The sequence below is a fragment of the Salmonella sp. NW884 genome (assembly GCF_051700745.1).
Lineage (GTDB): Bacteria > Pseudomonadota > Gammaproteobacteria > Enterobacterales > Enterobacteriaceae > Salmonella > Salmonella enterica.
This window is the reverse complement of the sequence record NZ_JAMMDE010000001.1, coordinates 551037-571685: the sequence shown is the minus strand read 5'-3', so window position 1 is coordinate 571685 and position 20649 is coordinate 551037. Positions and strand designations below refer to the sequence as shown.

Below are 20649 nucleotides of genomic sequence, written 5' to 3'. Positions count from 1 at the left end.
CATCCACCCCGGCGCGGGCATTTTTTTAGTCGTCATTGAGTTAGTGGTCATATTGTCGCGCCCGTAGCGACGCCATCCGTACGTATTATCCCACCCGATCTCATAAACGCCTGGAGTGACTAAAAGACGCCATGGGGTGAGGCATCGCCCTGTAAGGGGCATAAAAAAGCCGACCTGGCGGTCGGCTTTGTATCAGCATTTACATCATTCTACCGGCTGTGGTCGTGTTGCCGGGGCGCTGGCGTGACGTGTGGCGCTGTGTCCGCCTGCTGCGCCTTTACCTTCAAAGTGGAAGGAAGGGCGCTGCCAGTCGCTATGGTGCGGGGTTTCCGGCACATATTCCGGCGCTGGCGCACGCGTCATCGGCGCGCTGGCGTGATTATGATCGTCGTCAACGCAGACAACGTCCTGCGGCTTTTCCACCACCTGGGCCGGTGCGATAACGGTTTCTTCTGCCGTGTGCTCCACAACAGCCGCTTCCGCTTTTGTCTCTTCTTCTGGCTCGACAACGACAACATCAGCCACGTTTTCAGCCACCGTAATGGACGCGTCTGCGGTTTCTGCTACCGGTTCGGCGTCAGCAATAACCTCTTGCGCCACCGGCGTATCGCTTTCGGCAATCAGTTGCGGCTGTTCATCAACCGGTGCGGCAATCACTTCCGGATGCGTTGTCTCGACCTCGACGACTTCCGGCGCCTGTGGTTCGGCGACGGTCTGCGGCTCAACGGCAACGTTTTCTACCGCCTGTACCGACGCTTGTGGTTCGAGCGCTACGGTCGCAGCGATAACCTGCGGTTCAGCGACAACCGGTTGTGGCAGCGCCAGATCTGCTTCACGCTGCTCGTCAACAACCTGCGTTTCCTGAGGACGGACAATCGGGTAGCGGATCCAGACTTTACCGGACGCCATTTCCGGCGACGCGCAGGCGACGGTTAGCGGCATCGGCGATTGTGTCGGGTAGCGCTCGTCACGATAGCGACGGCGACGCTGACCGCTTACGCGCAGGTGGCGCGGAGAACGGCGGGAGCGACGCGGCATACCGGTATTATCGCGAGGTTCTACGCTATCATCCTGCTCCGGCGCGATATCGGCGACGACAGGTAAATCAACTTTCGCCAGCTCGGTACGCGGCGCTGGAACGGGCTGTTCAACGTTTTCAACCGGGCGTGGTTCGTCGACGACGACCGGCGTGTCAACCGTTTCAACCACTGCGCTGTTGGTAAAGCGGACTTTCTGATTAAGCTGACGCTGCTTGCGGCGCGGCTGAACCTGCTGAACGCGTTCTTCCTGCTCGGTCTCCTGGACAGGTTGTTCTTCGCGGTTAAGCGCTTTTACTTCCTGCTGCGCCTGGCGTTTGTCATCATTGCGGCGGCGGCTGCGTTCGCGACGCGGCGTCTGTTGCTGCTCATCGCCGGTTTTCACTTTTTCCGCCGTTTCCTGCTGGCGGGTATCGCGCGTTTCCGCATTTTGCTGCTGCGCCTGGCGACGATTACGACGATTATCGTCGCGGCTCTCGCCGCCGTCACGTCCGGCACGGTTATCACGGGTGTCGCGGCGTTCGTTACGATCGCGACGGTTGTTCTGCCGTGGCTTGCGACGATCCTGCTGACGCTCCGCTTTTTCTTCCGCTTTCGGCGCGGCTGTTTCGACGGTTTTCGTTTCTTCACCGCTGAACAGTTGTTTCAGCGCGTTAAGGAAGCGGCTAAACAGACCCGGCTGGGCAGGCTGCGCGGCGGCAACATTATCCTTTTTCGCCGTGGCGACGCTAACCGCCGGTTCGACAGGCGTCGGCGCCGGAGGCACATCTGGCATAGCGAATGTCGCCAGCGCAGGCTGTTCCGGGCGTTTACGCTCGGCGTACTCTTCTTCAGAAGGCAGCGCCATCGCTTCTTCGTGCAGCTTCGGCAGCATGTAGCTCAGGGTCGGCGTTTCTTCCCCTTTGCGTACGCGCAGCACGGAATAGTGCGGCGTTTCCATCTGATCGTTCGGGACGATGACACAGCGGACGCCATCCTGACGCGTCTCAATAGCGTTAACTGCCGTCCGTTTTTCGTTAAGCAGATAAGAGGCGATCGGCACAGGAACAATGGCATGGACTTCCTGCGTATTCTCTTTCAGCGCTTCTTCTTCAATCAGGCGCAGAATGGACAGCGACAGAGATTCGTTATCGCGCACGGTGCCGGTACCGCTACAGCGCGGACACACGTGATGGCTGGATTCGCCCAGCGACGGGCTCAGGCGCTGACGAGACATTTCGAGCAGGCCGAAGCGGGAAATATGGCTAATCTGAATACGCGCCCGGTCCTGACGCACCGCTTCACGCAGACGGTTTTCTACCGCGCGCTGGTGACGTACCGGCGTCATATCGATAAAGTCGATAACGATCAGGCCGCCCAAGTCGCGCAGACGCAACTGGCGGGCAATCTCATCGGCCGCTTCCAGGTTGGTGTTAAACGCGGTTTCTTCGATATCGCCGCCGCGAGTCGCGCGGGCGGAGTTGATATCGATGGCGGTTAACGCTTCGGTACTGTCAATGACGATGGAGCCGCCGGAGGGCAGGCGCACTTCACGCTGGAACGCTGACTCGATCTGCGATTCGATCTGGTAATGGCTGAACAACGGGATTTCACCGGTGTACAGCTTAATTTTGCTGCTAAAATCCGGGCGGCCCAACGCGGCGATATGCTGACGCGCCATTTCCATCACTTTTGGATTGTCGATCAGGATTTCACCGATATCCTGACGCAGATAGTCGCGAAACGCGCGTACGATGACGTTGCTTTCCTGATGGATCAGGAACGGCGCGGGACGGCTTTCAGCGGCTTTCTGAATGGCCTCCCAGTGTTTCAGGCGGAAGCTTAAATCCCACTGCAACGCTTCGGCGGATTTACCCACGCCCGCGGTACGCACGATAAGCCCCATCCCTTCAGGAAGTTCCAGGCTGGCCAACGCTTCTTTTAACTCGGTACGATCGTCGCCTTCAATGCGACGGGAAATACCACCCGCGCGCGGGTTATTCGGCATCAGTACCAGGTAGCTGCCCGCCAGACTGATAAAGGTGGTTAACGCCGCGCCTTTGTTGCCGCGCTCTTCTTTATCGATTTGAACAATGACTTCCTGGCCTTCGCGTAACACGTCTTTAATGTTCGGGCGACCATGAGCGCTGTAGTTAGCGGGGAAATATTCGCGGGCAATTTCTTTTAACGGGAGGAAACCGTGGCGTTCTGCGCCGTAATCAACAAAAGCCGCTTCCAGGCTCGGTTCAATACGGGTAATTTTGCCTTTATAGATGTTCGCTTTTTTCTGCTCGTGTCCGGGGCTTTCTATATCCAGATCGTACAGACGCTGCCCATCTACAAGGGCGACGCGCAACTCTTCCTGCTGAGTCGCGTTGATTAACATTCTTTTCATCGTAACTTACTCATTATTCTTACGTTGACGACTAAGCTGCGGGCATGGTGACGCCTTACCGGGCATGAACCGATGGCCTCGTGACTATTTCGCGTCGCCAACCTCACGGTTATCGTCAGCTCAAAGAGGCGCAGAGTGTCGGTTGCCTGTATTTCATACGGAAACACAGCGCAATTATCAGGGAAGCAGCCTGGGCATTACTCTCCAGAGAAGATCCTATCTACCGGTAAGGACTGCAACCCGCAGCCCGCTAACTGTCTGAAAAATCAATACGTCTTACGCCATTGCTGCGTTGATGATCGGTCAGACAAAATGGGTTATTCCGCTAAACTTTTTGTTTTAACAAGTTTCGGTGCGGAAACCGCATCATTATTCCACTGCTAACCTTGTTATAGCAAGATGACTTTTACCATTTATCACCCGCTTACTCACAGTTTTTTCACCAGCGCGAGCCAATCGCTTTAATAACCAGCAAAACCGCAGTGAAAAATGTTCATCCACTGGCGTAGACGTCTCTATAAGCATAGAAAAATGTGTGGCGCGAATCTCACAGGCTATTTAGAATCGCCCCCCATGAAAACAGAAACGCCATCCGTAAAAATTGTTGCCATCGCCGCTGACGAAGCGGGGCAACGCATTGATAACTTTTTGCGCACCCAACTGAAAGGGGTACCAAAAAGTATGATTTATCGCATCTTGCGTAAAGGCGAGGTGCGGGTGAACAAAAAACGCATTAAACCGGAATACAAACTGGAAGCGGGCGATGAAGTCCGCATTCCGCCGGTTCGCGTTGCTGAACGCGAAGAAGAGGCCGTGTCGCCGCATTTGCAAAAAGTGGCGGCGTTGGCGGACGTCATTTTGTATGAAGACGACCATATTCTGGTGCTGAATAAGCCTTCCGGCACCGCCGTACACGGCGGGAGCGGGTTAAGTTTCGGCGTCATCGAAGGGCTGCGGGCATTGCGCCCGGAAGCGCGATTCCTGGAACTGGTGCATCGTCTTGACCGCGATACTTCCGGCGTGCTGTTGGTGGCGAAAAAACGCTCCGCGCTGCGTTCGCTGCATGAGCAACTGCGCGAAAAGGGAATGCAGAAAGATTATCTGGCGCTGGTGCGCGGCCAGTGGCAATCACACGTTAAAACCGTACAGGCGCCATTATTAAAGAACATTCTGCAAAGCGGCGAACGCATTGTTCGCGTGAGCCAGGAAGGTAAACCGTCAGAAACGCGCTTCAAGGTGGAAGAGCGTTATGCCTTCGCCACGCTGGTGCGCTGTAGCCCGGTCACGGGCCGTACGCATCAGATTCGCGTACATACCCAATATGCCGGTCACCCTATTGCGTTCGACGATCGCTACGGCGACCGTGAGTTTGATCAACAGCTTACCGAAGCGGGAACCGGTCTTAAACGTCTCTTTCTGCACGCCGCGGCGCTGAAGTTCACGCATCCGGGAACGGGCGATGTCATGCGCATTGAAGCGCCAATGGATAAGCAATTGAAGCGCTGCCTTGAGGTATTACGTAGTAAAGCCTGATGCGCGTTGCTTATCAGGCCTACAATCGTGTGATGCACCGTAGGCCTGATAAGACGCATCGCGTCGCCATCAGGCAGATTAATCAGGCATTCAGCGGGTTCATCTCTTCCCGTCGCAGCATCTGGCACAGGGCAATAAGCGGCAAGCCGATCAGCGTGTTCGGATCGCGGCCCTCTAAGCGCTCAAATAATGCAATGCCTAAACCTTCGCTTTTAAAACTTCCCGCGCAGTGCAGCGGATGCTCTTTACGGACATAGTCGTCTATTTCCGCTTCGCTTAAATGGCGAAAATGAACGTCAAAAGGCTCCACTTCGGTTTGTAAGTGCCCGGAGGCGGAGTTATACAGTGCCAGTCCGGTATAAAACGTCACAATATTTCCGCTGGCTTTGGCTAATTGCTGACGCGCTTTTTCTTCCGTCAGCGGTTTGCCGGTGATTTCGCCGTCCAGAACACAAATTTGGTCGGAGCCAATAATCAAATGATTCGGGAAACGCGCGGCGAGCGATTGCGCCTTCGCCTGCGCCAGCCGCAGCACCAACTGACGCGGCGCTTCGCCCGGCATGGGGGTTTCATCAACATCCGGCGCGGCGCATTCGAAAGGAATCGTCAGCTTTTCCAGCAGCGCGCGACGCCAGGGAGAGGTAGACGCAAGGATGAGACGGGGCATATTTTTTCCCTCAGATATAGCGTAATGATGAGAGCCATCTTAAACTATGCTCTTCGGTCTTCAAGCCTGTCATACTGACTCGTCTTGAGCGAAAATAAGTCTGTAACCCGCAATGTGTGCGAATTATTGGCAAAAGGCAACCGCAGGCTGCCTTTTTCTTTGACTATATGACGTTACGAAGTTAATATGCGCGCCCTATGCAAAAGGTAAAATTACCCCTGACTCTTGATCCGGTTCGTACCGCTCAAAAACGCCTTGATTACCAGGGTATCTATACCCCCGATCAGGTTGAGCGCGTTGCCGAATCTGTAGTCAGTGTGGACAGTGATGTGGAATGCTCCATGTCGTTCGCTATCGATAACCAGCGTCTCGCCGTTTTGACCGGCGATGCGGTCGTTACGGTGTCGCTCGAATGCCAGCGTTGCGGGAAACCGTTTACCCATCAGGTTCACACAACGTATTGTTTTAGCCCTGTCCGTTCCGACGAGCAGGCTGAAGCACTGCCGGAAGCGTATGAGCCGATTGAGGTAAACGAATTCGGCGAAATCGATCTGCTGGCGACGGTTGAAGATGAAATCATCCTCGCCTTGCCGGTAGTTCCGGTGCATGATTCTGAACACTGTGAAGTGTCCGAGGCGGACATGGTCTTTGGCGAACTGCCTGATGAAGCGCAAAAGCCAAACCCATTTGCCGTATTAGCCAGCTTAAAGCGTAAGTAATAGGTCTTCCCCGCGGACGCAGGGATAAACCGTAATTGAGGAGTAAGGTCCATGGCCGTACAACAGAATAAACCAACCCGTTCCAAACGTGGCATGCGTCGTTCCCATGACGCTCTGACCGCAGTCACCAGCCTGTCTGTAGACAAAACTTCTGGTGAAAAACACCTGCGTCACCACATCACTGCCGACGGTTACTACCGCGGCCGTAAGGTCATCGCTAAGTAATCGCGCGATACTCGATGCCTTTTGCATCACAGGCGTGCCTGTGGTGTAAAAGCCGAAGAGTACAAGCGTGATAAAGCTTAGTGAGGATTTCTCCGCGTAAGCGGAGAACACCGAACCAGGCAGCGACGATACCTTGACACGTCTAACCCTGGCGTTAGATGTCATGGGGGGCGATTTTGGTCCTTCCGTGACGGTGCCTGCAGCATTGCAGGCACTGAACGCTAATTCGCAGCTCACTCTTCTTTTAGTCGGGAATCCCGATATTATCACGCCATTACTTGCCAAAGCTGACTTTGAACAACGTTCGCGTCTGCAGATTATCCCTGCACAGTCAGTTATTGCCAGTGATGCCCGGCCTTCGCAGGCGATCCGCGCCAGTCGCGGGACATCCATGCGTGTGGCCCTGGAGCTTGTGAAAGAAGGCCGAGCCGAAGCTTGCGTTAGCGCCGGTAATACCGGGGCGCTGATGGGGCTGGCGAAATTATTACTCAAGCCTCTTGAGGGGATTGAGCGTCCGGCGTTGGTGACGGTATTACCGCACCAGCAAAAGGGCAAAACGGTAGTGCTTGATTTGGGGGCCAACGTCGACTGTGACAGTACCATGCTGGTGCAGTTTGCCGTGATGGGCGCCGTTTTGGCGGAAGAGGTCGTCGGGATCAAAAATCCCCGCGTGGCGCTACTCAATATCGGGGAAGAAGAAACCAAAGGCCTCGACAGTATTCGCGAAGCCTCTTTAATGTTAAAAACAGTCCCAACCATCAATTACATCGGCTACCTTGAGGCGAATGAGTTACTGACGGGAAAAACCGATGTACTGGTGTGTGACGGCTTTACAGGCAATGTCACACTTAAAACGATGGAGGGGGTTGTCAGAATGTTCCTTTCACTGCTGAAATCACAGGGTGAGGGGAAAAAACGGTCGTGGTGGCTGCTGTTATTAAAACGTTGGTTACAAAAAAGCCTGACGAGGCGATTCAGTCACCTCAACCCCGACCAGTATAATGGCGCCTGTCTGTTAGGATTGCGCGGCACGGTGATAAAAAGTCATGGTGCGGCCAATCAGCGAGCATTTGCAGTCGCGATTGAACAGGCAGTGCAGGCGGTGCAGCGACAAGTTCCTCAGCGAATTGCCGCTCGCCTGGAATCTGTATACCCAGCCGGATTTGAACCGCTGGACGATGGCAAAGGCGTAAACCTGCGGGCGCACAGATAATATCGCTGTCTCCCCGGCGCCGCCAGCGTGCCAGACGTTTACAGGTAACGGTATATAACCGAAAAGTGACTGAGCGTACATGTATACGAAGATTATTGGTACTGGCAGCTATCTGCCCGAACAAGTGCGGACTAACGCCGATCTGGAAAAAATGGTTGAGACCTCTGACGAGTGGATTGTCACTCGTACAGGTATTCGTGAACGCCATATCGCCGCGCCGAATGAAACTGTCGCGACGATGGGCTTTACCGCTGCGAATCGCGCGATTGAGATGGCGGGGATCGATAAAGACCAAATTGGCTTGATTGTGGTGGCTACCACATCAGCAACGCATGCATTTCCAAGCGCGGCATGTCAGATTCAAAGTATGCTCGGTATTAAAGGTTGCCCGGCGTTTGATGTCGCGGCAGCGTGCGCAGGTTTCACCTACGCGTTAAGCATCGCCGACCAGTACGTTAAATCCGGCGCGGTTAAACACGCGCTGGTGGTCGGTTCCGATGTATTAGCCCGCACTTGCGATCCTGGCGATCGCGGTACGATCATTATTTTCGGCGATGGCGCAGGCGCGGCCGTACTGAGCGCTTCTGAAGAACCGGGTATTATCTCCACTCATCTTCATGCCGATGGCCGTTACGGTGAATTACTGACCCTGCCGAATGCCGATCGTGTAAATCCGGATAACCCGATTTACCTGACGATGGCGGGTAATGAAGTCTTTAAAGTGGCGGTCACTGAACTGGCGCATATTGTCGATGAGACGCTGGCGGCTAATAACCTGGATCGCTCAGAACTCGATTGGCTGGTGCCGCATCAGGCTAACCTGCGTATCATTAGCGCGACAGCGAAAAAACTCGGCATGTCGATGGACAATGTCGTCGTCACGCTGGACAGGCACGGCAATACCTCCGCGGCTTCTGTGCCGTGCGCGCTGGATGAAGCCGTGCGTGACGGGCGAATTAAAGCCGGTCAGCTGGTATTGCTTGAAGCCTTCGGGGGTGGATTCACCTGGGGCTCCGCGCTGATTCGTTTCTAGTATAAGGATTTAAACATGACGCAATTTGCATTTGTGTTCCCCGGTCAGGGTTCTCAGAGCGTTGGGATGTTGGCCGAAATGGCGGCAAATTACCCTATCGTAGAAGAAACGTTTGCTGAAGCTTCTGCGGCTCTGGGATATGATCTGTGGGCGCTCACCCAGCAAGGTCCAGCGGAAGAACTGAATAAAACCTGGCAGACGCAGCCGGCGTTATTAACCGCTTCCGTCGCGCTTTGGCGCGTTTGGCAGCAGCAGGGCGGTAAAATGCCTGCGTTAATGGCAGGTCACAGCCTGGGCGAATATTCCGCGCTGGTTTGCGCTGGCGTCATCAACTTTGCTGATGCCGTTCGTCTGGTGGAAATGCGTGGTAAATTCATGCAGGAAGCGGTTCCGGAAGGCACTGGCGGCATGTCTGCGATCATCGGGCTGGATGATGCCTCTATTGCTAAAGCCTGTGAAGAATCTGCCGAAGGGCAGGTTGTTTCGCCGGTTAACTTTAACTCGCCGGGACAGGTGGTTATCGCCGGGCATAAAGAGGCGGTAGAACGCGCGGGCGTAGCCTGTAAAGCCGCTGGCGCGAAACGCGCGCTGCCGCTGCCGGTGAGCGTGCCGTCGCACTGTGCGCTGATGAAACCAGCGGCAGATAAGCTGGCGGTTGAATTAGCCAAAATTACCTTTAGCGCGCCAACGGTGCCGGTAGTAAACAACGTTGACGTGAAATGTGAAACCGATGCCGCCGCTATCCGCGATGCGCTGGTTCGCCAGTTGTACAATCCGGTACAGTGGACGAAGAGCGTGGAATTTATCGCGGCGCAGGGCGTTGAACATCTTTATGAAGTGGGTCCAGGTAAAGTCCTCACTGGTCTGACGAAACGTATTGTCGACACCCTGACAGCGTCGGCGCTGAACGAGCCGGCGGCGCTGTCTGCGGCACTTACGCAATAAAAGAGGAAAACCATGAGCTTTGAAGGAAAGATTGCGCTGGTGACTGGTGCAAGCCGTGGCATAGGCCGCGCAATTGCAGAGACTCTCGTTGCCCGCGGCGCGAAAGTTATCGGGACTGCGACCAGTGAAAATGGTGCGAAGAACATTAGCGACTATTTAGGTGCTAACGGGAAAGGTTTGATGTTGAATGTGACCGATCCTGCATCTATTGAATCTGTTCTGGAAAATATTCGCGCAGAATTTGGTGAAGTGGATATCCTGGTTAATAATGCCGGTATCACTCGTGATAATCTGTTGATGCGAATGAAAGATGATGAGTGGAACGATATTATCGAAACCAACTTATCATCCGTTTTCCGCCTGTCAAAAGCGGTAATGCGCGCTATGATGAAAAAGCGTTGTGGTCGCATTATCACTATTGGTTCTGTGGTTGGTACCATGGGAAATGCAGGTCAGGCAAACTACGCTGCGGCGAAAGCGGGCCTGATCGGTTTCAGTAAATCACTGGCGCGTGAAGTTGCGTCCCGTGGTATTACTGTCAATGTTGTGGCTCCGGGTTTTATTGAAACGGACATGACGCGTGCGCTGTCTGACGATCAGCGTGCGGGTATCCTGGCGCAGGTGCCTGCGGGTCGCCTCGGCGGCGCTCAGGAAATCGCCAGTGCGGTTGCATTTTTAGCCTCTGACGAAGCGAGTTACATCACTGGTGAGACTCTGCACGTCAACGGCGGAATGTACATGGTTTAATCACGATTGAAAAATATTTGCGTTATTAGGGCGAAAGGCCGCAAAATAACGTAAAATCGTGGTAAGACCTGCCGGGATTTAGTTGCAAATTTTTCAACATTTTATACACTACGAAAACCATCGCGAAAGCGAGTTTTGATAGGAAATTTAAGAGTATGAGCACTATCGAAGAACGCGTTAAGAAAATTATCGGCGAACAGCTGGGCGTTAAGCAGGAAGAAGTAACCAACAATGCTTCTTTCGTTGAAGACCTGGGCGCAGATTCTCTTGACACCGTTGAGCTGGTAATGGCTCTGGAAGAAGAGTTTGATACTGAGATTCCGGACGAAGAAGCTGAGAAAATCACCACCGTTCAGGCTGCCATTGATTACATCAACGGCCACCAGGCGTAAGTGAACATCTCCAGGCGGTCGTTCGACCGCCTGAGTTTTATCTTTTTGTCCCACTAGAATCATTTTCCCTCCCTGGAGGACAACCGTGTCTAAGCGTCGTGTAGTTGTGACCGGACTGGGCATGTTGTCTCCTGTCGGCAATACCGTAGAGTCTACCTGGAAAGCTCTCCTTGCCGGTCAGAGTGGCATCAGCCTGATCGACCATTTCGATACTAGCGCCTATGCAACGAAATTTGCTGGCTTAGTAAAGGATTTTAACTGTGATGACATTATCTCGCGCAAAGAACAGCGCAAGATGGATGCCTTCATTCAATATGGAATTGTCGCTGGCGTACAGGCCATGCAGGATTCTGGCCTTGAAGTGACGGAAGAGAACGCAAGCCGTATTGGCGCCGCTATCGGCTCCGGTATCGGTGGTCTCGGTCTGATCGAAGAAAACCACAGTTCGCTGGTAAAAGGCGGACCGCGTAAGATTAGCCCGTTCTTTGTCCCGTCGACGATTGTTAACATGGTAGCAGGCCATCTGACTATCATGTATGGCCTGCGTGGGCCAAGCATCTCTATTGCGACTGCCTGTACTTCAGGCGTGCATAACATCGGCCATGCCGCGCGTATCATCGCCTATGGCGATGCGGACGCGATGGTGGCAGGTGGCGCAGAAAAAGCCAGTACGCCGCTGGGCGTAGGCGGTTTTGGCGCAGCGCGCGCGCTGTCGACCCGCAACGATAACCCACAGGCGGCGAGCCGTCCGTGGGATAAAGAACGCGATGGTTTTGTACTGGGCGACGGTGCCGGTATGTTGGTGCTTGAAGAGTACGAACATGCAAAAGCGCGTGGTGCGAAAATCTATGCTGAAATCGTCGGCTTTGGTATGAGCAGCGATGCTTACCATATGACGTCGCCGCCGGAAAATGGCGCAGGCGCTGCGCTGGCGATGGTTAACGCGTTGCGTGATGCCGCGATTGAGCCTGCTCAGATTGGCTACGTCAACGCGCACGGCACGTCGACGCCTGCCGGCGACAAAGCTGAGACGCAGGCAGTTAAGTCAGTCTTTGGCGATGCTGCAAGCCGAGTGATGGTGAGCTCGACCAAATCGATGACCGGCCATCTGTTGGGCGCCGCAGGCGCAGTAGAGTCTATTTTCTCTATTCTGGCGCTGCGCGATCAGGCCATTCCGCCAACCATTAATCTGGATAACCCGGATGAAGGTTGCGATCTGGACTTCGTGCCGCATGAAGCGCGCCAGGTCAGCGATCTGGAGTACGCTCTGTGTAACTCCTTTGGCTTTGGCGGAACTAACGGTTCCTTGATTTTTAAAAAGATCTAAGTTAAGCCAGAGACAGACATTAATAAAAAGGTCCGCTTGTCGGGCCTTTTTTATCAGGCATATCACCTCTTGTTCTGCGTTATTCATCCTGCCACACTAGCAGGCGACGGATAAGGAGCCACTATGTTTTTAATTAATGGCCATGCGCAGGATCAACTTGCTGTAAGCGACCGGGCGACGCAGTTCGGCGATGGCAGTTTTACGACCGCACGTATTGTTGATGGCAACATTTGCCATCTGGAAGCGCATCTTCAGCGCTTGCAGGTTGCCTGTGAAAAATTACGGATCGCTTTTAGCCATTGGGCGACCCTTCGGCAAGAGATGACAATGTTGGCCACAGGGCATGATTCAGGCGTGTTGAAAGTGATCATTAGCCGTGGCAGCGGCGGCCGGGGATACAGCGCCATGAATTGTCAGGCAGCTACCCGAATCCTCTCCGTTTCTGCTTATCCCGCTTATTATTCTCAGTGGCGTAAGCAAGGCATCACTCTTACCCTTAGTCCCATACCGCTTGGGCGCAATCCTTATCTTGCCGGATTAAAACATCTGAACCGCCTCGAACAGGTGTTGATTCGCTCTCATCTTGAGCAGACGGACGCCGATGAGGCGCTGGTTCTTGACAGCGAGGGATGGGTTACGGAATGCTGTGCGGCTAATTTGTTCTGGCGTACAGGCGACATTGTTTTTACGCCGCGTCTGGATCAGGCCGGGGTGAACGGCATTATGCGACAATTTTGTTTACGCCAACTGGCGCAATCTCCTTTCCAGGTTCTTGAAGTACAGGCGAGAGAGGAGGCAGTCAGGCAGGCGGATGAGATTATCATCTGCAACGCGCTAATGCCGATTATTCCCATACGCGCCTATCACGGGACGTCGTATTCTTCGCGAACACTGTTTCAATTTTTAGCCCCATTTTGTGAGCATCCGAATTAGTTATGAAAAAATTGTCAGGCGTTTTCCTTCTGCTGTTGGTTGTGCTGGGTATTGCCGCGGGCGTGGGGATGTGGAAAGTTCGCCATCTGGCGAACAGCACATTACTTATTAAAAACGAGACTATCTTTACGCTCAAGGCGGGAACGGGGCGGCTGGCGCTTGGTGACCAGCTTTATGATGAAAAAATCATTAATCGCCCCCGGGTATTTCAGTGGCTGCTGCGCGTGGAGCCTGAGTTATCGCACTTTAAAGCGGGAACTTACCGTTTTACGCCGGGGATGACCGTACGGGAAATGCTTGAGTTGCTGGAGAGCGGCAAAGAAGCGCAATTCCCGTTGCGGTTTGTGGAAGGGATGCGCCTTAGCGATTACCTGAAACAGTTACGAGAGGCGCCGTATATTCGCCATACATTGCCGGATGATGACTACGCCACTGTCGCTCAGGCATTAAAGCTTGCGCACCCGGAATGGGTAGAAGGGTGGTTCTGGCCTGATACCTGGATGTATACCGCCAACACCAGCGATGTCGCTATTCTCAAGCGAGCGCATCAAAAGATGGTGAAAGCTGTCGATACTGTCTGGAAAGGCCGGGCCGAGGGGCTGCCTTATAAAGATCAGAACCAACTGGTGACAATGGCCTCGATTATTGAAAAAGAGACGGCTGTCGCCAGCGAACGCGATCAGGTGGCCTCAGTCTTTATTAATCGCCTGAGAATCGGTATGCGCCTTCAGACCGATCCCACCGTGATTTACGGGATGGGGACGAGTTATAATGGTAACTTGTCGCGTGCGGATCTGGAAAAGCCGACGGCTTATAACACGTATACCATAACCGGGCTGCCGCCAGGGCCGATTGCATCGCCCAGCGAAGCGTCATTGCAGGCGGCGGCGCATCCGGCGAAAACGCCGTATCTCTATTTTGTGGCCGACGGTAAAGGCGGTCACACATTTAACACCAATCTTGCCAGCCATAATCGGTCAGTGCAGGAGTACCTGAAAGTGCTTAAGGAAAAAAATGGGCAGTAATTATATCGTCATCGAGGGCCTGGAAGGCGCCGGAAAAACCACTGCGCGCGACGTGGTGGTGGAGACCCTTGAGCAGCTGGGTATTCGTAACATGATTTTTACCCGTGAGCCGGGCGGTACGCAACTTGCCGAAAAACTACGAAGTCTGGTGCTGGATATCCGATCGGTAGGCGACGAAGTGATTACCGATAAAGCGGAAGTGCTGATGTTTTATGCCGCTCGCGTACAGCTCGTCGAAACGGTAATCAAACCCGCGCTGGCGCAAGGCATATGGGTGATCGGCGATCGCCACGATCTCTCGACCCAGGCGTATCAGGGGGGAGGACGCGGCATTGATCAAACTATGCTGGCGACACTACGCGATGCCGTGCTGGGCGATTTTCGCCCTGACCTGACGCTGTATCTGGATGTCACGCCGGAAGTCGGGCTAAAACGCGCCAGAGCGCGCGGCGATTTGGATCGCATTGAGCAGGAATCTTTTGATTTCTTTAACCGGACTCGCGCGCGCTATCTGGAACTGGCGGCGCAAGACTCGCGTATCCGCACCATTGACGCGACCCAGCCGCTGGATGCCGTCATGCGCGACATTCGCGCCACGGTGACGAAGTGGGTGCAGGAGCAAGCGGCATGAAATGGTATCCATGGTTACGGCCCGCCTATGAAAAACTGGTAGAAAGTTACCAGGCGGGACGTGGGCACCATGCGCTACTGATTCAGGCCTTACCTGGCATGGGCGACGAGGCGCTGTGCTATGCGCTGAGCCGTTATCTGTTATGCCAGCAGCCTGAGGGCCACAAAAGCTGTGGGCATTGCCGTGGCTGTCAGCTTATGCAGGCTGGCACGCATCCGGACTATTACACGCTGACGCCGGATAAAGGCAAAAGCAGCCTCGGCGTAGATGCGGTACGCGAGGTCAGCGAGAAATTGTACGAGCACTCCCGTCTGGGCGGTGCGAAGGTGGTGTGGATTGCGGATGCGGCGCTATTAACCGACGCCGCTGCCAATGCGTTGCTCAAAACGCTGGAAGAGCCGCCGGAGCAAACCTGGTTTTTCCTTGCCAGCCCGGAGCCTGCTCGTCTGTTGGCGACATTACGCAGCCGCTGCCGGCTGCATCATCTGGCGCCGCCGTCCGAATCGTATGCGATGTCATGGTTGTCGCGAGAAGTGACAGCGTCACAAGAAGCATTGCTCACGGCGCTACGCCTGAATGCGGGGTCGCCCGGCGCCGCGCTGGCGCTGTTGCAGTCTGAACGTTGGGCGCAGCGTGAGGCGCTGTGTCAGGCGTTGATGGACAGTTTACATACGGGCGACTGGTATGCGTTATTAACGGCGCTCAATCATGAGCAAGCCCCGGCGCGCCTGCATTGGCTGGCGACGCTGCTGGTAGACGCGCTGAAACGTCAGCACGGCGCGTCGTACCTGACAAACGTTGATGCGGACGCGGTTGTTGCCGCGCTGGCGGGGCCGCTATCCCCGGCGCGTATTCAGGCAATCCTGAACGATGTTTGTCATTGTCGTGATCAATTACTTCATGTGACCGGATTAAACCGCGAACTGGTATTAACCGATCTCATTCTCCGCATCGAGCATTACCTGCAACCAGGCACCTTGTTGCCTGTTCCTCATCTTTGAGAGAGACATTATGTTTTTAGTCGACTCGCACTGCCATCTTGATGGTCTGGATTATCAATCTTTGCATAAGGACGTGGACGATGTGCTGGCGAAAGCCGCCGCGCGCGATGTGAAGTTCTGTTTAGCGGTGGCGACGACGCTGCCGGGGTATCGCCATATGCGCGAGCTGGTGGGCAAGCGCGATAATGTGGTCTTTTCCTGCGGCGTGCATCCTTTAAATCAGGATGAAGTATATGACGTAGAAGAACTGCGCCTCCTTGCTGCAGAAGACGATGTGGTGGCGATGGGCGAGACCGGGCTTGATTACTTTTACACGCCTGAGACCAAAATCCGCCAGCAGGCGTCTTTTATTCATCATATCCAGATTGGCCGCGAATTGCATAAACCGGTGATTGTCCATACTCGCGACGCGCGCGCCGATACGCTGGCTATCCTGCGCGAAGAAAAAGTGACGGATTGCGGCGGCGTACTACACTGTTTTACAGAAGACAGAGAAACGGCCGGCAAATTGTTGGATCTGGGGTTTTATATCTCTTTTTCCGGCATCGTAACGTTCCGTAACGCTGAGCAGTTGCGCGATGCGGCGCGCTATGTGCCGCTGGATCGGTTATTAGTCGAGACCGATTCTCCTTATCTGGCGCCGGTGCCGCATCGCGGTAAAGAGAACCAGCCTGCGATGGTACGCGACGTCGCAGAATATATGGCGGTATTGAAAGGGGTTGCCGTTGAGGAATTGGCGCAGATCACCACCGATAACTTTGCGCGCCTGTTCCATATTGACGCGTCTCGCCTGTCATCAATCCGTTAAACGAGTTTTTTTAAAGCTCGTAATTAATAAGCAAAACGCGTAAAGTTCACCGCCACAAAAGGGGCGGTGAGCGAGCTTATGGAAACATTCGGAAACTCATTTTGGCAGAATGTGATACTTTTTAGGCTATCTGGCGCTGAAACGTGATAGCCGTCAAACAAAATCAGACGTATTTATTTTACTCTGTGTAATAAATAAAAGGGCACTTAGATGTCCTGTCCACGGCGGGGTTCTCCCCCCTCGCCAATGCGTGAGAACGTAGAAAAGCACAAATACTCAGGAGCACTCTCAATTATGTTTAAGAATGCATTTGCTAACCTGCAAAAGGTCGGTAAATCGCTGATGCTGCCGGTATCCGTACTCCCTATCGCAGGTATCCTGCTGGGTGTCGGTTCCGCTAACTTCAGCTGGCTGCCAGCCGTTGTATCGCACGTTATGGCAGAAGCGGGCGGATCTGTTTTTGCCAATATGCCGCTGATTTTCGCTATCGGCGTGGCGTTGGGCTTCACCAACAACGACGGCGTTTCGGCTCTGGCGGCGGTAGTAGCGTATGGCATCATGGTGAAAACCATGGCTGTGGTTGCGCCGCTGGTTCTGCATTTACCTGCTGAAGAGATCGCCGCTAAACACCTTGCTGATACGGGTGTTCTCGGGGGGATTATCTCCGGTGCGATCGCAGCGTATATGTTTAACCGCTTCTACCGTATCAAATTGCCTGAGTATCTGGGCTTCTTTGCGGGCAAACGCTTCGTGCCGATCATTTCGGGTCTGGCCGCTATTTTTACCGGTGTGGTGCTGTCTTTCGTATGGCCGCCAGTCGGTACGGCTATCCAGGCGTTCTCGCAGTGGGCTGCTTATCAGAACCCGGTTGTCGCGTTTGGTATTTACGGTTTTATCGAGCGTTGCCTGGTGCCGTTTGGTCTGCATCATATCTGGAACGTTCCTTTCCAGATGCAGATCGGCGAATACACCAACGCCGCGGGTCAGGTATTCCACGGCGACATTCCGCGCTATATGGCGGGCGACCCGACGGCGGGTATGTTGTCTGGCGGCTTCCTGTTCAAAATGTACGGTCTGCCGGCTGCGGCCATTGCTATCTGGCACTCTGCTAAACCGGAAAACCGCGCAAAAGTGGGCGGTATCATGATTTCCGCCGCGCTGACCTCGTTTTTGACGGGTATTACCGAGCCTATCGAGTTCTCCTTCATGTTCGTGGCGCCGATCCTGTACATTATTCACGCGATTCTGGCAGGTCTGGCATTCCCGATCTGTATCCTGCTGGGGATGCGTGACGGTACGTCGTTCTCCCACGGTCTGATCGACTTTATCGTGCTGTCCGGTAACAGCAGCAAATTGTGGCTGTTCCCGATTGTTGGCGCCGGTTATGCGATTGTGTACTACACCGTGTTCCGCGTGCTGATCAAAGCGCTGGATCTGAAAACGCCGGGTCGTGAAGACACTACTGATGACGCAAAAGCGGGCGCGACCAGCGAAATGGCGCCGGCTTTGGTTGCGGCGTTTGGCGGTAAAGAGAACATTACTAACCTGGATGCCTGTATCACGCGTCTGCGCGTGAGCGTAGCCGATGTAGCGAAAGTGGATCAGGCTGGCCTGAAGAAACTGGGCGCGGCAGGCGTTGTCGTCGCGGGTTCCGGCGTTCAGGCTATTTTCGGTACGAAATCCGATAACCTGAAAACGGAAATGGATGAGTACATCCGTAACAGCTAAGCAGTAATGATGTTGGGGAGAATTAAGGCAGCCATTCGGCTGCCTTTTTTAATGGCGCTTTACATGCCGCTCTCCGACAGTCTGTCAGAACTGATAATTGGCGGTGAGGCTGACGTTACGCGGCGCGCCGTAAACAATGGAACCATCAATATTGGTGTCGTAGGTTTTATCGAACAGGTTGTTGATGTTTCCCTGTACGGAGAAATTTTTCGTCACCTGATAACGGGTAAACAGATCGACCAGCGCATAGCTGCCCTGTTCGGCGCGGAAAGTGCCGTACGGCGTCGTGGTATCTTTGTAAACCCGATTCTGCCAGTTCACGCCGCCGCCGACCGTCAGCTCCGGTATCGCTGGCAGACGATAGCGGGTGAATAACTTCACGCTGGTGCGCGGAAGATTAGGGTTCACGGCGTTACCTTCATTGTCCTCGGCAACATACCGGGTAGCCCCGAAAGTCATCTGCCAGTTATCGGTAATTGCGCCGTTTACTTCAAATTCGACGCCTTTGCTCACCGTTCCGTCAGTAGACTTCCAGGCAAACTCCCCATTACTGCCAGGGATGGGAATAGTGGTTGCCTGAGCGACGTTATTCTGCTCAATGCGGAACACGGACAACGTGGTGGTGAGGCGACTGTTCATCCAGTCGGACTTCAGGCCCGCTTCATAGTTATTACCGGTAATCGGAGCCAGATATTGACCCGCTTTGTCGCGTTTATTCTGCGGCTGAAAGATAGAGGTATAACTGGCATAAGCGGACCAGTTGTCGTTGATATCATAAATCAGCCCGGCATACGGCGTGGTATGGTTTTTCTCCATGCTGTAGGTCAGTGTATCAACACGCCAGTTGGTATAACGAGCGCCAAGAATCAGATGCAGCGGGTCAGCCAACGAAATGCGCGTAGCGGCATACAGCGATTTCATATGCGTGGTATCGTCCTGCGCCAGATTTTGTGGCGCCCAGTGGGTTTGGGGGAAATTACCGTTAAAGGCGCTGAAGTTGCCAATGTCGTCCGGAAAGACGTTCGCCCAGGCGCTAAAATAGCGGTTATTCTGCTTACTATAACTGCCGCCAAACATCATATTGTGCTGACGGCCAAACAGCTCATAAGCGCCATCGGCAAAGAGATCTATGGCATCTACTTTGCGCTTGCCGCTGTTCCAGCCAGTACCGCCGACCACGGGGTAGCTTGCGCCATAAGGACTCACCAGCGTACCTGTCTCTTTATCGACTAACGCATCGATATACATCATTTTACTGTCGAATTTGACCTCAGTATGGGTCGCATTCAGAGTCGCCTGCCAGCTTTCGGCAAAACGCTGTTTAAGCGTGACGAAGAATTTATTTATCTCTTTGTTGTTATAAGCCCAGTCCGGGGCGGTACTACGCGCGCGGTCATAGCTATTTTTGCTGCCATCGGTGTTCCAGCGCGGCAGACCGCCCCAGGTTGGGCTGTTGACATCAATTTTTTGATATTCATAACCGGCTGAAAGGTCAGTGGTTGCACCCAGATCGGCATCGACAATTCCGGAAAAGAACGCTTTCTCACTGTTATAGCGGTCCAGCCAGGAATCATTATTCTGATAACCCGCCACGATGCGCCCACGGACATTACCGTCTGCGGTGAGCGGACTTTGCAGATCCATGACGTAACGCTGCTTATTCCAGCTACCGTATTCTGTGGAGACGTTACCTTTGAACTCCCGACTGGTGGCGTGTTTACGGATCATATTAATTGAGGCAGAAGGATTGCCGGTTCCGGTCATCAGCCCATTCGCGCCGCGAACCACCTCCACGCGCTCATACAGCGCGGTATCCGTTAGCGCATCGCCCAGATTCCAGCGGGACTCAAAATACGTTGGAATACCGTCAACCATATAGTTGTCAATTTCAAACCCGCGCGAGTAATAGCTGATGCGATCGGAGTCAGCCTGGCTTCCGCTGATCCCCAGCGTATTGGTCATCACCTCGCCCAGGGTTTGCAACTGCTGGTCTTCCATCCGCTGTTGGCTGACAATACTGACCGACTGCGGGATATCGCGCTGAGTCATCGGCATTTTGGTGCCCGCAGCGGTCGTTTTCACGCTGTAATCCTGTTCTTCACGGTTTACGGCGTCAGCGGTCGTCGCGCCCTCGACAATAACGGTATCCTCAGCCGCGAAGGCGGCAGGCATAAATGCCATCGCCATACCCATAGCTAACAGCGACGGTGCGGCGGTGGACGGAAGGTGTTTGTCCCGGCGGTATTGAATGAAAGACATCTGAAAATCCTTGCTTGTTATTGGGGTAAGTTCAGGACGTATGACGTTGAAC

At 54.0% G+C, this 20649-nt stretch carries 18 protein-coding genes; 15 read left to right on the top strand and 3 right to left on the bottom strand.

Features of this window, described 5'->3' with window-relative positions; translation table 11 throughout:
* Window positions 1–204: 204 nt before the first annotated feature.
* On the bottom strand, window positions 205–3411 hold the full coding sequence (gene rne / locus NA197_RS02910; RefSeq protein ID WP_064043275.1) for a ribonuclease E: 3207 nt from the start codon (window positions 3409–3411) through the stop codon (window positions 205–207).
* Window positions 3412–3984: 573 nt separating this feature from the next.
* Between rne and rluC the strand changes: the two genes are divergently transcribed.
* Entirely contained in the window at window positions 3985–4944 is a 960-nt protein-coding gene (gene rluC / locus NA197_RS02905; RefSeq protein ID WP_064043274.1) for a 23S rRNA pseudouridine(955/2504/2580) synthase RluC, read from the top strand.
* 82 nt (window positions 4945–5026) lie between these two features.
* Here the strand turns inward: rluC and NA197_RS02900 are convergent, their stop codons facing one another.
* Entirely contained in the window at window positions 5027–5611 is a 585-nt protein-coding gene (locus NA197_RS02900) for a Maf family protein (protein WP_001137603.1), read from the bottom strand.
* Window positions 5612–5808: 197 nt separating this feature from the next.
* On the opposite strand from NA197_RS02900, the gene yceD reads away from it, so the two are divergent.
* From yceD to ptsG, 14 genes are all read left to right on the top strand, one after another.
* Window positions 5809–6330 carry a 23S rRNA accumulation protein YceD gene (gene yceD, locus NA197_RS02895; protein ID WP_001174492.1) on the top strand — a complete coding sequence of 174 codons (522 nt, stop codon included), beginning with the start codon at window positions 5809–5811 and terminating at the stop codon, window positions 6328–6330.
* A gap of 51 nt (window positions 6331–6381) precedes the next feature.
* Window positions 6382–6555 (top strand): 50S ribosomal protein L32, encoded by a 174-nt coding sequence (gene rpmF / locus NA197_RS02890; RefSeq protein WP_000290727.1) that lies wholly within the window; start codon window positions 6382–6384, stop codon window positions 6553–6555.
* Between the two features lie 133 nt (window positions 6556–6688).
* A complete protein-coding gene (gene plsX / locus NA197_RS02885) occupies window positions 6689–7768 on the top strand; it encodes a phosphate acyltransferase PlsX (protein ID WP_001518286.1) in 1080 nt (359 codons plus the stop codon).
* A gap of 79 nt (window positions 7769–7847) precedes the next feature.
* Window positions 7848–8801 (top strand): beta-ketoacyl-ACP synthase III, encoded by a 954-nt coding sequence (gene fabH / locus NA197_RS02880; RefSeq protein WP_000288148.1) that lies wholly within the window; start codon window positions 7848–7850, stop codon window positions 8799–8801.
* 15 nt (window positions 8802–8816) lie between these two features.
* Window positions 8817–9746, top strand: coding sequence for an ACP S-malonyltransferase (gene fabD, locus NA197_RS02875; RefSeq protein ID WP_064043273.1), 930 nt, complete (start codon window positions 8817–8819; stop codon window positions 9744–9746).
* Between the two features lie 12 nt (window positions 9747–9758).
* Entirely contained in the window at window positions 9759–10493 is a 735-nt protein-coding gene (gene fabG / locus NA197_RS02870) for a 3-oxoacyl-ACP reductase FabG (RefSeq protein WP_000007236.1), read from the top strand.
* 155 nt (window positions 10494–10648) lie between these two features.
* On the top strand, window positions 10649–10885 hold the full coding sequence (gene acpP / locus NA197_RS02865) for an acyl carrier protein (protein WP_000103754.1): 237 nt from the start codon (window positions 10649–10651) through the stop codon (window positions 10883–10885).
* An 85-nt stretch (window positions 10886–10970) separates the two neighbouring features.
* Window positions 10971–12212, top strand: coding sequence for a beta-ketoacyl-ACP synthase II (gene fabF, locus NA197_RS02860; protein WP_000044664.1), 1242 nt, complete (start codon window positions 10971–10973; stop codon window positions 12210–12212).
* 123 nt (window positions 12213–12335) lie between these two features.
* Window positions 12336–13145, top strand: a complete 810-nt coding sequence (gene pabC / locus NA197_RS02855) for an aminodeoxychorismate lyase (protein WP_000478653.1) — start codon at window positions 12336–12338, stop codon at window positions 13143–13145.
* A gap of 2 nt (window positions 13146–13147) precedes the next feature.
* On the top strand, window positions 13148–14170 hold the full coding sequence (yceG, locus tag NA197_RS02850) for a cell division protein YceG (RefSeq protein ID WP_000736459.1): 1023 nt from the start codon (window positions 13148–13150) through the stop codon (window positions 14168–14170).
* The gene (tmk, locus tag NA197_RS02845) at window positions 14160–14801 is read left to right on the top strand and encodes a dTMP kinase (RefSeq protein ID WP_000535396.1); all 642 of its coding nucleotides are present in this window, start codon (window positions 14160–14162) and stop codon (window positions 14799–14801) included. The genes yceG and tmk overlap by 11 nt, the downstream gene beginning before the upstream one ends.
* Complete coding sequence (holB, locus tag NA197_RS02840; RefSeq protein WP_000872450.1) at window positions 14798–15802, top strand: DNA polymerase III subunit delta'; 1005 nt, start codon at window positions 14798–14800, stop codon at window positions 15800–15802. Before tmk ends, holB begins: the two co-directional genes overlap by 4 nt.
* 10 nt (window positions 15803–15812) lie before the next feature.
* Window positions 15813–16610, top strand: a complete 798-nt coding sequence (locus NA197_RS02835) for a metal-dependent hydrolase (RefSeq protein WP_000480274.1) — start codon at window positions 15813–15815, stop codon at window positions 16608–16610.
* 294 nt (window positions 16611–16904) lie between these two features.
* Window positions 16905–18338: a PTS glucose transporter subunit IIBC gene (gene ptsG, locus NA197_RS02830; protein WP_000475708.1), complete on the top strand. Its 1434-nt coding sequence runs from the start codon at window positions 16905–16907 to the stop codon at window positions 18336–18338.
* Between the two features lie 84 nt (window positions 18339–18422).
* On the opposite strand, the gene fhuE is transcribed toward ptsG, so the two are convergent.
* A complete protein-coding gene (gene fhuE, locus NA197_RS02825) occupies window positions 18423–20597 on the bottom strand; it encodes a ferric-rhodotorulic acid/ferric-coprogen receptor FhuE (RefSeq protein ID WP_064043272.1) in 2175 nt (724 codons plus the stop codon).
* Window positions 20598–20649 lie beyond the last annotated feature (52 nt).

Coding starts and splice junctions, on each gene's coding strand:
- rne (WP_064043275.1), bottom strand. CDS start 3,411: ATGAAAAGAATGTTAATCAACGCGACTCAGCAGGAAGAGTTGCGCGTC.
- rluC (WP_064043274.1), top strand. CDS start 3,985: ATGAAAACAGAAACGCCATCCGTAAAAATTGTTGCCATCGCCGCTGAC.
- NA197_RS02900 (WP_001137603.1), bottom strand. CDS start 5,611: ATGCCCCGTCTCATCCTTGCGTCTACCTCTCCCTGGCGTCGCGCGCTG.
- yceD (WP_001174492.1), top strand. CDS start 5,809: ATGCAAAAGGTAAAATTACCCCTGACTCTTGATCCGGTTCGTACCGCT.
- rpmF (WP_000290727.1), top strand. CDS start 6,382: ATGGCCGTACAACAGAATAAACCAACCCGTTCCAAACGTGGCATGCGT.
- fabH (WP_000288148.1), top strand. CDS start 7,848: ATGTATACGAAGATTATTGGTACTGGCAGCTATCTGCCCGAACAAGTG.
- fabD (WP_064043273.1), top strand. CDS start 8,817: ATGACGCAATTTGCATTTGTGTTCCCCGGTCAGGGTTCTCAGAGCGTT.
- fabG (WP_000007236.1), top strand. CDS start 9,759: ATGAGCTTTGAAGGAAAGATTGCGCTGGTGACTGGTGCAAGCCGTGGC.
- acpP (WP_000103754.1), top strand. CDS start 10,649: ATGAGCACTATCGAAGAACGCGTTAAGAAAATTATCGGCGAACAGCTG.
- pabC (WP_000478653.1), top strand. CDS start 12,336: ATGTTTTTAATTAATGGCCATGCGCAGGATCAACTTGCTGTAAGCGAC.
- yceG (WP_000736459.1), top strand. CDS start 13,148: ATGAAAAAATTGTCAGGCGTTTTCCTTCTGCTGTTGGTTGTGCTGGGT.
- tmk (WP_000535396.1), top strand. CDS start 14,160: ATGGGCAGTAATTATATCGTCATCGAGGGCCTGGAAGGCGCCGGAAAA.
- holB (WP_000872450.1), top strand. CDS start 14,798: ATGAAATGGTATCCATGGTTACGGCCCGCCTATGAAAAACTGGTAGAA.
- NA197_RS02835 (WP_000480274.1), top strand. CDS start 15,813: ATGTTTTTAGTCGACTCGCACTGCCATCTTGATGGTCTGGATTATCAA.
- ptsG (WP_000475708.1), top strand. CDS start 16,905: ATGTTTAAGAATGCATTTGCTAACCTGCAAAAGGTCGGTAAATCGCTG.
- fhuE (WP_064043272.1), bottom strand. CDS start 20,597: ATGTCTTTCATTCAATACCGCCGGGACAAACACCTTCCGTCCACCGCC.